Source organism: Mycobacterium sp. OAE908, assembly GCF_017872775.1.
Lineage (GTDB): Bacteria > Actinomycetota > Actinomycetes > Mycobacteriales > Mycobacteriaceae > Mycobacterium.
On the sequence record NZ_JAGGJL010000001.1, the window covers coordinates 2,454,944 to 2,466,921 of the forward strand.

Below are 11,978 nucleotides of genomic sequence, written 5' to 3' on the forward strand. Positions count from 1 at the left end.
TTTGCTCGCCCGCGCTCGGCAAACAGTGGGCGCCAGCCGCTGGACGCCGAACTCCCGAGTAGGCGAACTACCTGAGATACTCCGTGCACAGACCCGGATCAGCCGAGAGGAACTTGAAATGCCCATCGCAACGCCTGAGGTTTATGCAGAGATGCTGGGCCGCGCCAAGGAGCACTCGTTCGCGTTCCCGGCGATCAACTGCGTCGGCTCGGAGAGCATCAACGCCGCGCTGAAGGGCTTCGCCGACGCTGGCAGCGACGGCATCATCCAGTTCTCCACCGGCGGCGCAGAGTTTGGTTCCGGTCTCGGCGTCAAGGACATGGTCACCGGTGCAGTGGCGCTGGCCGAGTTCGCCCACGTCGTCGCCGACAAGTACCCGATCACGGTCGCGCTGCACACCGACCACTGCCCGAAGGACAAGCTGGACACCTACGTCAAGCCGCTGCTCGCCATCTCGCAGGAGAGGGTGTCGCAGGGGCGCAATCCGCTGTTCCAGTCACACATGTGGGACGGGTCGGCGGTGCCGATCGACGAGAACCTGGAGATCGCGCGCGAACTGCTCAAGGAGGCCGCGGCCGCGAAGATCATCCTCGAGATCGAGATTGGGGTGGTCGGCGGCGAGGAGGACGGCGTCGCTCACGAGATCAACGACAAGCTCTACACCACGCCCGAGGATTTCGAGAAGACCATCGAGGCGCTTGGCGCGGGCGAACACGGCAAGTACCTGCTGGCCGCGACGTTCGGCAATGTGCACGGCGTCTACAAGCCGGGCAACGTCAAGCTGCGTCCAGACGTCCTCGCGCAGGGTCAGCAGGTCGCCGCCGCCAAGCTCGGATTGCCCGAGGGCGCAAAGCCTTTCGACTTCGTGTTCCACGGCGGGTCAGGCTCGCTGAAGTCCGAGATCGAGGACTCGCTGAAGTTCGGCGTGGTGAAGATGAACGTCGACACCGACACCCAGTACGCGTTCACCCGTCCGCTGGCCGGGCACATGTTCACCAACTACGACGGTGTGCTCAAGGTCGACGGCGAGGTCGGCAACAAGAAGGTCTACGACCCGCGCAGCTACCTGAAGAAGGCCGAGGCTTCCATGAGCGAGCGCGTCGTCGAGGCCTGCAGGGATCTGCATAGCGCGGGCAGGAGCGTTTCCGCCGGCTGAGCCGGCAATTCAACATAAGAGGGCTAGGATGGTCGGCGTGAACCGTCGAATTCTGCTCGCATGCTGCACGTTCGCGACCGCCATGGGATCGATCGTCGTGGCCGCGCCGGCTTCGGCTGACACCTGCCCATGGGGGACTGTGGCTCGGTTCGACGGAGTGTGCACGCAAGGGCAGTCCGGCGGCGGTCCGCCTGCCGGCATCACCGTTCCGCCGCAGGGTGCGGATGTCGTGAGCCTGCCCGGCCAGTACGCGACGGTCAACGGCGTCCCGTGCAACCAGGAGCACTTCGCGACCTGCTACGCGATGTCGCAAAACGGCTAGCTGTCGGGCGCCTGGCAGATCTTCCACTGATCGTCGCGGAACTGTAGATCAAAGCTGCGTGTCGAGCGTGTCTGCGGCGCGTTGGCCATGAACGTGGTGACGTTGGCCTCGGCGTGATCGCCGTTGACCACCACCTGGTCGATGCTGGCGACCACCGGATACTGTTTGGCCGCCGCGACCCTGGAATGGGTTTCCTTCCACGCGCTCTCGTCGTAGTTGACGTAGCTGTCGCGGGTGGTGCCGCAGGTGATGCTGCGCAGGGTGGCCAGGTCCCCGTTTTGCACAGCCACGTCGAAGTTCTGGATGGTCGTGCGGACCTTGTCCTCTTGGGAGGCCTTAGGGGTGGAGTCGCGGGTCAACAGCACGGTGCCGAGGATCGCCACGGCCACCAACGCGGCGAAGACCAACAGCACCGCGATGACCCAGCCCCAACTGCGACGGTTGCGTGGCGGCTTGGGCGTCTCGACACGAGGCGGAATCTGCTGTGGCGCAACAGGTTTCGGACCAGGAATCGGTGGCATCACCTCGGTGGCCGGATCGGCAGGAGTGTCGATCCGCTGTGTCGAGCCGTCGAATCCCGACGGGGCGGTGTACCGGCGCTCTGCGGGCTGGCTGGTCTCCTCGGTCGGGAGTTGGGCCTCGGCCTCCGGTGACAACAGGATCTCGGTGGCGGGCTCGTGCACCGGGTCGGTGACGGCCTCGGCCGGCTGGGTGTTGTCCGTCTCAGATTCTGCCGCAGGTGTTCCTGCGTCATCCGGTTGCTGCGGCCCTGATGGGTTCGACATCCGTGCTGCGGTCCCTCCCTCTGCGAACTACCGGTGCAGCGTACCGGCACAATGTGGGCATGACGCGCATGGGAGATCTCCTCGGACCCGATCCGGTACTGCTACCTGGTGATCCCGCGGCGGAGGCCGAACTCGCCGCCTCCGAGAATCCGTCGATCGTGGCGGCCGCACATCCCTCGGCGTCGGTGGCGTGGGCCGCGCTGGCCGAGGATGCGCTCGCCGATGACAAGGCCGTCGCCGCCTACGCCTACGCCCGCACCGGTTATCACCGCGGACTGGATCAGTTGCGCCGCAACGGATGGAAGGGCTTCGGGCCGGTGCCGTACAGCCACGAGCCCAACCGCGGTTTCCTGAGGTGCGTGGCCGCGCTTGCGCGCGCTGCGGATTCGATCGGCGAGACCGACGAGTATCAGCGCTGCCTTGATCTGCTCGACGACTGCGATCCCGCGGCCCGCGGCGAACTGGGTGTCGGGTAGCTCAGTAGTCGGCTTCACATTCGCAGTCGGCGGCCGCCTCGGGCGGCTCCACCTGAACGGTCGAGTGGTCGAGTCCGCGTGCGCTCAACACGGCGCGGGCGTCGTCGAGCACGAGCGCCGAATCCCGACTGCTGGTCAGATGCGCGGTGACCATGTCCTTGCCCGGCACCAGCGTCCACACGTGCAGGTCGTGCACCTCGGTCACGCCCTCGACGGAGCACAGCGCGCTGCGCAGTTCGTCGACGTCGATGTGGCTCGGTGACGACTCCGAGAGGATTCGCAGCGCGGCGCGGGCCAGCGACACCGCGCGTGGCAACACCCACAGCGCGACGAACACGGCGACCACGACGTCGGCGTAGGGCCACCGTGTCGTGACCGTGACGATCCCGGCGATCAGCACGCCGATACTGCCGACCGTGTCGGCGACGACCTCCATGTAGGCGCCCTTGACCGCAAGGCTGTCCTTGGCGTGCGAGCGCAACAGCAGCACCACGATGGCGTTGGCCACCAGCCCAGCCACCGCGACGACGATCATCGGCACCCCGGGGACCTCGGGCGCGTCGCCGAGGCGTTCGGTCGCCTCGTAAAGGATGAACACGGCAACGCCGAGCAGCAGTACGGCATTGGCCACCGCGGTGAACACCTCGGCGCGGTGCCAGCCGTAGGTCCGTTTGGCTGACGTGCTGCCGTGCCGTGCCAGCAGTACCGCGGTCAGCCCCATGAACATCGCAACGAGATCGGTGAGCATGTGGCCGGCGTCGGACAGGAGTGCCAGCGAGTTGATGACGAGCGCCGTGGTGAGTTCGAGGGCGAAGAACGCGGTCAGGATTCCCGCCGCGATCACCATGCGGCTGACACGGGCGTCGGGATGGCTGTGGTCGTGTCCGGCGCCCATGGCTTGCAATCTATGCGTAAAGACGCATATGTCGCAAGGTTGCTGTCAGAACCAGGCGGACCAGAACCGGGTGAGCAGCATGCCGACCTTCCACAGGTCGGGATTGAGCCCCGACAACCCGAACAGCCAGTCGATGGCGCCGAAGAACCAGCCATTGACCTGGGGCGTGAACAACAACAGCAGCAGCACGAAAAACGCCCAGCCCTTGGCGGGTTCCAGCATGCGCTGGGTCTGCGGGCTCAGATGCGGTTCGAGCGCGCTGTAGCCGTCGAGCCCCGGCACGGGAAGGATGTTGAGCACGAAGGCGGTCACCTGAAGGAAGCCCAGGAAAGCCATCGCCGCCCAGAACACCAGGTGTTCTTGCTCGGCGAGCAGACTCGTCACCACCAGCACGACGATCGCGAACACCACGTTGGTGGCCGGCCCGGCCAGGCTCACCAGGGTCTTCTGCCGCTTGGTCATCCATGAGGTGCGCACATACACCGCACCACCGGGCAGTCCGATGCCGCCGAGCGCGATGAACAGCGCAGGCAGCCCAAGCGAGAGCAGCGGGTGCGAATACTTCAGCGGGTTCAGCGTCAGGTAGCCGCGCACCGCGACATCGCGGTCGCCGAAGCGCCATGCGGTGTAGGCGTGCGCGAACTCGTGCAGGCACAGCGACACCAGAAAGCCGGCGATCACGAAGACGAAGACGCCGATGCGGGCCAGCGGCTCGCTGGGGTCTGCGGCCAGCCAGGCCAGCACGCCGCCGACGACGGTGAGCGCGACGATGGCCAGGAAGACCGGGCTGGGCCGCACCGACTGGCGCAGCGGGCGGATGTTCACGTCACGAAGCTACCTAACGCGCAGCCAGCCTTGGGTGTGTCGATAGAACGTCGACCGCCGAACCGGCCGCGGGGCGGGGACGCCGTCGCGCACCACCAGCGCTGCGTCGGTCCCGAGCTGGGCGGCGCGCCCGGTCACCCAGCGCTTCGGGCGCATGTGGCGCGTCAGCACGCTGGCGCGCAGACCGGGCATCGTCTCGGTCGGCTCGATGCGCACCCCCGTCGCGTGGCCGTCGAACAGCACGGTGTCATCGGTGACTGCTTCGCCGGTGATGGTGCTGGCTGCTGCGTTCGGCGGCAACCAGTGCGCGGCGCCGACGATCACGGTGCCGGTTTCGTCGCGGATCAGCGGAACCCGTTGCGCCCGGCCGGCCAGGACCCGCCGGGCCTGCCAGGGTCGACGGACGTGGCCGACCTCGACGTCCAGCCGATCCGCCTTCAGCAGGCGCGTCAGTACGGAGGCCAGATCGGCGTCCGAGCCCACCACGATGACCCTGCCGTGGCCGGTGACGTCATCGATGCCGACGGCGGGCAGATCGCGCAGCACGCGAGGCACCCGATGGCCGCCCACCAGCAACACCACAACGTCTGCTGTGGTCAAGACGGCTCCTCGCGGCGGGCTGGGATAGGGTGGGTCACCGGCTGCCACAGTTTTGAGGCAGATAAAGCGGGAGACTATGCCATGCCGGCAATCGTGCTCATCGGTGCCCAATGGGGGGACGAGGGCAAAGGAAAGGCGACCGATCTGCTCGGTGGCCGCGTCCAATGGGTGGTTCGTTACCAGGGTGGCAACAACGCCGGTCACACGGTGGTGCTGCCGAGCGGCGAGAACTTCGCCCTCCACCTGATCCCCTCGGGCATCCTCACCCCGGGCGTCACCAACGTGATCGGTAACGGGGTCGTGGTCGATCCGGCCGTGCTGCTCACGGAGCTCAAAGGCCTGGAAGATCGCGGTGTCGACACCGAACGACTGTTGATCTCCGCCGACGCGCACCTGTTGATGCCGTATCACGTGGCGATCGACAAGGTGGTCGAGCGTTATGCGGGCAGCAAGAAGATCGGCACCACCGGCCGCGGTATCGGCCCGTGCTACCAGGACAAGATCGCGCGCATCGGGATTCGCGTCGCCGACGTGCTCGACGAGTCGCTGCTGGCCCAAAAGATCGAGGCTGCACTGGAATTGAAGAACCAGATGTTGGTCAAGATCTACAACCGCAAGGCGCTGGAGGCCGCGGAAGTGGTCGAGGACCTGCTGACCGAGGCCGAGGGGTTCAAGCACCGCATCGCCGACACGCGCTACCTGCTGAACAAGGCACTGGAGCAGGGCGAGACGGTGCTGCTCGAGGGTTCGCAGGGCACACTGCTCGACGTCGATCACGGCACGTATCCCTTTGTCACATCGTCGAATCCGACCGCGGGCGGTGCGGCCGTCGGATCGGGTATCGGCCCGACCCGGATCACCACCGTGCTCGGAATCTTGAAGGCCTACACCACACGGGTCGGTTCGGGGCCGTTCCCCACCGAATTGTTCGATCAGTTCGGCGAATACCTGTCGAAGACGGGCGGGGAGTTCGGGGTGACGACCGGCCGGCGCCGCCGGTGCGGATGGTTCGACGCGGTCATCGCCCGCTACGCCACCCGGGTCAACGGGATCACCGATTACTTCCTGACCAAGCTCGACGTGCTGTCCAGCCTGGAAACGGTGCCCATCTGCATCGGCTACACAGTGGACGGTAAACGCACCGACGAGATGCCGATGACCCAGAGCGAGATCGCCCGTGCGGAGCCGGTTTACGAGGAACTGCCCGGCTGGTGGGAGGACATCTCCGACGCCAGGGAGTTCGACGATCTTCCTGCCAAGGCGCGCGACTATGTGCTGCGGCTGGAAGAGCTTGCCGGAGCACATGTTTCGTGCATCGGGGTGGGGCCGGGCCGCGAGCAGACCATCGTGCGTCGCGACATCCTGGCGGCGCGGTGACGACGGACGACCCACATCTCGCCGATCCCGATTACGACAAACACGGCGGGTTCCCGAATTTCGAAGCAGCCGAGCCCGGTCCGGGATTCGGACGGTTTCTCACCGCGATGCGCAGGGCGCAAGATCTGGCGGTGTCGGCCGATCCCGACAGCGACACTTGGGATCTGGCCGCCGATCGTGCCGAGGAACTGGTCAAGCTGCTCGGGCCGTTCGAGGCGGCCGAGGGTGTCGGCCCAGCCAACCGGGTCCCGTCGCTACCCGGCGCGGGCAGCCTGTTGATGCCGCCGTACCGGCTGATCAAGTTCGAACCCGATGGCGTCGAATTGAGCGTGCAATTCAGCAGGTTCTCGGTCGGTGGCAACTATGCGGTGCACGGCGGCGTGCTGCCGCTGCTGTTCGACTCGGTGTTCGGGATGGTGATCCACGCGGCGGGCCGTCCGATCAGCCGCACGGCGTTCCTGCATGTCGACTACCGCAAGGTGACGCCGATCGACACGCCGCTCACCGCACGCGGTTGGGTGCGTGAGGTCGAGGGCCGCAAGGCGTTCGTCAACGCGTCACTGCATGATCCTGAGGACAACGTGCTCGCAGAAGCCAACGGGCTGATGATCAGATTGCTCCCGGGCCAGCCCTAGCCGTGTCACGATGACGGCGTGACGAATCCGCCAGCCGACCGCCTGCGCAGCCTGTCGACGCCGCGCGCCGCGGCTGTGGCGGGTGTCTTGTTCGCATTGCTGTTCGGTACCTCGTTGGTGCTCATCCGCTTAGCGCTGCCGGAGGGCGAAGACCCTGGTGCGCAATGGCTGCAGACGGGCAGCACGAACCTCAAGACCGCCGCGACGATCATGCCGTTCGCGGCGATCGCGTTCCTGTGGTTCATGGGCGTGGTGCGCGACGGGCTCGGTCGCTACGAGGACAAGTTCTTCTCGACGGTCTTCCTCGGCAGCGGGCTGCTGTTCCTTGCGATGATGTTCGTGGCAGCCGGCGTCGGCGCGGGACTGGAGCGCAGCCACGCGGCGGTTGATCCACATGTCGCGACGTTCGGCCAGATGGTGCTGTTGACCGTGTCGAAGACCTACGCGCTGCGGATGGCCGCGGTGTTCATGATCTCGTTGGCGACCATCTGGCTCAAGACCGGACTCATGCCGCGCTGGCTGGTCGCGGTGAGTTACCTTGCCGCCGTTGGCCTTTTGGTCGCAAGCGACATCACGATGTGGCTCGTGCTTGCGTTTCCGGTATGGGTGCTGGTGGTCAGTCTGCTGCTACTGGCGCGCGCCGGCGTCATCGACCTCGATCGCGACGACTAGTCGGTGATCCGCAAAGCCTCTGACGGACACAGCTTTACCGCCTCGCGGGCATGTGCTTCTTCACTCTCGGGAACCTCGTCGACCAGCACCACGACGATGCCGTCGTCGTCCTGATCGAACACCGCGCCCGCCGCCATCACGCAGTTGCCCGCGCTGATGCAAACGTCGCGATCCGCGGAAACTTTCACCACGTCACCTCCAGCGATTTCAGACCGTAGATGAAATGAAAAGACCGGAAGGGAACGTCGGTGAAGTCTTCGGCCAACGCCAGCGACGGGAAGCGACGCAACAACGCCGGGAACGCGATCCGCATCTCCATCCGCGCCAGCGGCGCACCAAGACAATGGTGCACACCGTGGCCGAACGCCAGATGCCCCGGCGCCCCGCGCCGAATGTCGAACACCTCCGCCGAGTCGATGAAGTCCGGATCGCGATTGCCCGACGGCAGCGACACGAACACCAACTCACCCGCGGGAATCGCCACACCGGCGATCTCGACGTCCGTGGTGGTGATCCGCGGAATCGCGCTGTGCACGATGGACAGCCAGCGCAGCAGCTCCTCGACGGCGGGCCCCACCGCGTCCGGATCGTCGCGCACCGCCGCCAGCTGGTCGGGATGTCGCAGCAGCGCCAGCGTTCCGAGGCCCAGCATGTTCGACGTCGTCTCGTGTCCGGCGAGCAGCAAAAGGCTTGCAATGCCGATGAGTTCGTCATCGGTCAACTCGTCGCCGTGCTCGCGCACCAGCATGCCGAGGATGTCTTCCCCGGGTTGTCTGCGCGCCCGCTCGACAAGTGAGCCCATGTAGGCGCGGCTCTGCCGCTGCAACTCCAGCCGCTCGGGAATGGGAATCGACAGATCCAACTGGCGGGCGCTGCGCTGTTGGAAGTCGTCGCGGTCGTCGTACGGCACACCGATCAGCTCGCAGATCACCAGCGACGGGATCGGCAGCGCGAAAGTCTCGACCAAATCGACTGGCGGACCGGTTTTTTCCATCAGATCCAGTTGTCCGTCGACGATCTCGGCGATGCGCGGTTCGAGCAGCCTCATCCGTCGGATCGTGAATTCGGCCGTCAGCATCCGCCGCAGCCGCTGATGCTCGGGCGGGTCGAGGCTCAGCAGGTTGCCCGCCCGTGCGCTGGCCACTTCCTGCTCTGAAATCTGCGGCGCGCCGGGCAGGACGAAACCGGGCGGCCTGCCGTTGGAGAACCGCTCGTGGTCCGACAGCACCGCCTTGATGTCCTCGTGGCGGGTGACCAGGTACACCGTCATGCCGAACGAATTGACCATGGTGCGCACACCGTCGGTCTCGCGGATCTCCCGAAGTGCGGGGGTGGGATCGAACGCATCGCGCCGCATGTGAAGGGGCGGCAACTCCGGCGCTTGGGTCATAGAACGACGCTACTCGCGGGAGACAAACTCCCCGATCAGCTTGTTGACAAGCGCAGGGTTCTCCAGCGCGGCAAGGTGCGCCACCCCGTCGAGCACCGCGCTGGCCGCGCCGGGAATCGCCTCGGCCATCGCCATCGTCTCTGGCACCGGGAACGTCGCGTCCTCGATTCCGGCGACCACCAGCACGGGCGTCCGCACCTTCGCCAGCAGCGCCAACTGATCGGGTCGTCGCGGCACCACGCTGCGCACCGCCCACCCACCGGATCGAATGTCGACCCGCTGGACCGATTCGCGCACGAACGCCACCACATCGGGCCGGGTGCGGAACGTGGTCGGGCCGAGGAATGCCTTGAGCACCGAGCGCGTCAACGGCGGCCGGACACCGCCGAGCAGGCCGGCCGTCCGCAGCAGGAAGCCGTATTCGATCCTCTGCCGGGTACCCGCGGGTGACGCGGTGCAGTTCATCAACACGGCGCTGCCGACGCGATCGGGGTAGCCTGCCGCGAACGTTCCACCGATCATGCCGCCCCACGAATTGCCGATGAAGTGCGTCCGCTGCACCCCGAGGCCGTCGAGGATGTCGACGATGCAGCGCGCGCAGTCGTCGAAAGTGAATGTCGCCGTAAGCCTTTGGCTCTCGCCGAAGCCCGGCGGGTCGACCAGGATCACCTGATGCTCTGCGCTGAAATGCTCGGCCTGCGCCGCCCACATGTCTCCGGTCATCAGCAGGCTGGGCCAGAACATCATCGGCTCACCGCTGCCGCTAGTGCGGACGTGCACCCGCCCCAGCACGGTGTCGACCTCGTGTTCCTCCATCGTTGGCACCGTAGTCCGCGCGCAGCGCTGGCCACCAGATGCGCGGTCCGATCAGCGTAAACAGCGCAGGAATGATCACCGTGCGCACCACGAACGTGTCCAGCAGGATGCCCAGCCCGACGATGATCCCGATCTGCGTCAGCACGATCAGTGGCAGCACACCGAGCACGCAGAACACCGCGGCCAGCACGATGCCCGCACTGGTGATGACGGCACCCGTCGCCGACACCGCTCGGACGATGCCGTCTCGCGTGCCGTGTCCGAGTGTCTCCTCGCGTGCCCGGGTGACCAGGAAGATCGTGTAGTCGACGCCGAGTGCGACGAGGAACAGGAAGGCGAACAGCGGCGCGGTGTTGTCCAGGGCCGGAAAGTCGAACAGGTGCACACTGGCCCAGCCGCCCAGTCCGAGTGCCGCGAGCGCGCCCAACACCGTCACTGCGACCAGAACCAGGGGTGCCAGCGCCGAGCGCAGCAGCACGTAGAGCACGATCAGTACGACTGCCAGGATCAGCGGAATGATCACGATCCTGTCGCGCGCTGCGGCGGCGCTGGCATCTCTGGCCTGAGCGTCGGATCCGCCGACCAGCACCCTGGCGTCGACCGCGTGGGTCGAATCGCGCAGCGCATCAATGGTTTTGAAGGCTCCTGCGGATGCAGGCGCGGTGTCCAGGACCACCGACCATTGGCTCAGCCCGTCGGGCGACTCGCCTGCCGGCGACGCGGACACGACTCCCGGCGTATCAGTGATCGCTTTCTGGATGTCGGCGGCGCGGGCGGTCGGCCCGATGACGCGGGTGGGATCGGTCAGCCCACTCGGGAAGTGCTCAGCCAGCGTCTGGTAGCCGCTGACCGATTCGGCCTGTACCCGGAACTGTTCGGTCTGCGACAAGCCCGTCGGTGTGGTCAGCAGGCCGGTGCACAGTGCCGCGAGCGCCGCGATGGCCACTGCCGCCACGACGGCAGGCTTGCGGGCGACCGCATCGGCGATTCGGTGCCAGATCCCGCTCTCGGTAAGGGGATTGGCACCGACGTGCGGGATGAACGGCCAGAACAGCCGCTTGCCGAACAACCCGAGCAGCGGCGGAAGCACCACCAGCACGTAGCCGGCCGCGACAACCAGTCCGGCCGCGGCCTGCACGCCAAGGCTGCGGGTGCTCGGTGACGCGGCGAACACCAGGGTGAGCAGTGCGAGCACCACCGTCGCGTTGCTCGCGACGATCGCGGGTCCGGCTCGCCGCACCGCCACCGCAAGTGCAGATCGATGATTATCGGTACGGCCCAACTCTTCTCGATAGCGTGAGATGAGCAGCAGCGCATAGTTCGTCCCTGCTCCGAACACCAGCACGCTGGTGATGCCGGATGTCGAACCGTCGGGTTGCATGCCAACCGCCTCGGCGATCGCGCTGCCAACCACCGCCGCGACGCGGTCGGCGAATCCGATCACCGCAAGCGGAACCAGCCACAACACCGGTGAGCGGTAGGTGATGATCAGCAGCAGTGCGACAACGGCCGCCGTCACCGCCAACAGTGTGATGTTGGCGCCGGAAAACGAGTTCGCGATATCGGCACCGAATGCGGGTCCGCCTGTCACCTCGACACGCAGATCGGCGGGCGCACCGCGGGAGACGTTGTCCCGCACGGACTTGACGGCGTCGTTGAGCGCGAACCCGGATAATTTCGCGTCCATCGGAATGGCAGTCAGCGCTGCGCGGCCGTCACCGGAAACCTGCAGCGGGCCTTGCTGCACGGCTGCCAGATCGGCCGGGCTCAGTGCTTCGCCGTCGCGCCGGCTGACCACGACGATGACGGCCGCTTTGTCGCCGCCGGGGAACTGCGCGCGTAACGCATCGGCACGCATGGACTCGGCGTCTGCGGGGACGGGGAGCGGCGACCGCTGGTTGGACTCGTCGGCGCCGAGCAGTCCCATCAGGACGCCGGAGACGACCACGACGAGGACCGCCGACACCCAGGACAGGCGGTGCGACATGTCCATAATATTTCAGATACTTAACATTTAATCAACTGAAAT

General features: G+C 66.3%; 14 protein-coding genes. 6 read left to right on the forward strand and 8 right to left on the reverse strand.

The features are described 5' to 3' along the window. Window positions 1-118: 118 nt before the first annotated feature. Both fbaA and J3E61_RS11975 read left to right on the forward strand, forming a co-directional pair. Window positions 119-1,156, forward strand: a complete 1,038-nt coding sequence (gene fbaA, locus J3E61_RS11970) for a class II fructose-bisphosphate aldolase (RefSeq protein ID WP_210083688.1) — start codon at window positions 119-121, stop codon at window positions 1,154-1,156. Between the two features lie 28 nt (window positions 1,157-1,184). Then, entirely contained in the window at window positions 1,185-1,478 is a 294-nt protein-coding gene (locus J3E61_RS11975; protein ID WP_192725675.1) for a hypothetical protein, read from the forward strand. On the opposite strand, the gene J3E61_RS11980 is transcribed toward J3E61_RS11975, so the two are convergent. Further along, window positions 1,475-2,263 carry a DUF4878 domain-containing protein gene (locus tag J3E61_RS11980; RefSeq protein WP_192725674.1) on the reverse strand — a complete coding sequence of 263 codons (789 nt, stop codon included), beginning with the start codon at window positions 2,261-2,263 and terminating at the stop codon, window positions 1,475-1,477. The genes J3E61_RS11975 and J3E61_RS11980 overlap by 4 nt on opposite strands. A gap of 59 nt (window positions 2,264-2,322) precedes the next feature. On the opposite strand from J3E61_RS11980, the gene J3E61_RS11985 reads away from it, so the two are divergent. After that, window positions 2,323-2,739 (forward strand): DUF3151 family protein, encoded by a 417-nt coding sequence (locus J3E61_RS11985; protein WP_192725673.1) that lies wholly within the window; start codon window positions 2,323-2,325, stop codon window positions 2,737-2,739. A 1-nt stretch (window position 2,740) separates the two neighbouring features. Here the strand turns inward: J3E61_RS11985 and J3E61_RS11990 are convergent, their stop codons facing one another. The 3 genes from J3E61_RS11990 to J3E61_RS12000 are packed head-to-tail and all read right to left on the reverse strand — an operon-like array spanning window position 2,741 to window position 5,059. After that, entirely contained in the window at window positions 2,741-3,634 is an 894-nt protein-coding gene (locus J3E61_RS11990; protein ID WP_210083689.1) for a cation transporter, read from the reverse strand. Window positions 3,635-3,679: 45 nt separating this feature from the next. Continuing rightward, entirely contained in the window at window positions 3,680-4,459 is a 780-nt protein-coding gene (locus J3E61_RS11995; RefSeq protein WP_210083690.1) for a site-2 protease family protein, read from the reverse strand. Between the two features lie 9 nt (window positions 4,460-4,468). Continuing rightward, on the reverse strand, window positions 4,469-5,059 hold the full coding sequence (locus J3E61_RS12000) for a peptidase M50 (protein ID WP_210083691.1): 591 nt from the start codon (window positions 5,057-5,059) through the stop codon (window positions 4,469-4,471). An 81-nt stretch (window positions 5,060-5,140) separates the two neighbouring features. Between J3E61_RS12000 and J3E61_RS12005 the strand changes: the two genes are divergently transcribed. The 3 genes from J3E61_RS12005 to J3E61_RS12015 are packed head-to-tail and all read left to right on the forward strand — an operon-like array spanning window position 5,141 to window position 7,743. Further along, entirely contained in the window at window positions 5,141-6,436 is a 1,296-nt protein-coding gene (locus tag J3E61_RS12005) for an adenylosuccinate synthase (protein WP_192725669.1), read from the forward strand. Then, on the forward strand, window positions 6,433-7,071 hold the full coding sequence (locus tag J3E61_RS12010; protein WP_192725668.1) for a PaaI family thioesterase: 639 nt from the start codon (window positions 6,433-6,435) through the stop codon (window positions 7,069-7,071). The genes J3E61_RS12005 and J3E61_RS12010 overlap by 4 nt, the downstream gene beginning before the upstream one ends. Window positions 7,072-7,122: 51 nt before the next feature. Next, on the forward strand, window positions 7,123-7,743 hold the full coding sequence (locus J3E61_RS12015; RefSeq protein WP_210085523.1) for a hypothetical protein: 621 nt from the start codon (window positions 7,123-7,125) through the stop codon (window positions 7,741-7,743). Here J3E61_RS12015 and J3E61_RS12020 read toward each other — a convergent pair. From J3E61_RS12020 to J3E61_RS12035, 4 genes are read right to left on the reverse strand one after another with little or no spacing between them, the layout of a single operon-like run. Next, window positions 7,740-7,931, reverse strand: a complete 192-nt coding sequence (locus tag J3E61_RS12020) for a ferredoxin (RefSeq protein ID WP_210083692.1) — start codon at window positions 7,929-7,931, stop codon at window positions 7,740-7,742. The two genes, J3E61_RS12015 and J3E61_RS12020, sit on opposite strands and share 4 nt — an antisense overlap. Next, the gene (locus J3E61_RS12025) at window positions 7,928-9,133 is read right to left on the reverse strand and encodes a cytochrome P450 (protein WP_210083693.1); all 1,206 of its coding nucleotides are present in this window, start codon (window positions 9,131-9,133) and stop codon (window positions 7,928-7,930) included. Before J3E61_RS12025 ends, J3E61_RS12020 begins: the two co-directional genes overlap by 4 nt. A gap of 9 nt (window positions 9,134-9,142) precedes the next feature. Next, window positions 9,143-9,949: an alpha/beta fold hydrolase gene (locus J3E61_RS12030; RefSeq protein ID WP_210083694.1), complete on the reverse strand. Its 807-nt coding sequence runs from the start codon at window positions 9,947-9,949 to the stop codon at window positions 9,143-9,145. Then, the gene (locus tag J3E61_RS12035) at window positions 9,897-11,936 is read right to left on the reverse strand and encodes an MMPL family transporter (RefSeq protein WP_210083695.1); all 2,040 of its coding nucleotides are present in this window, start codon (window positions 11,934-11,936) and stop codon (window positions 9,897-9,899) included. Before J3E61_RS12035 ends, J3E61_RS12030 begins: the two co-directional genes overlap by 53 nt. Window positions 11,937-11,978 lie beyond the last annotated feature (42 nt).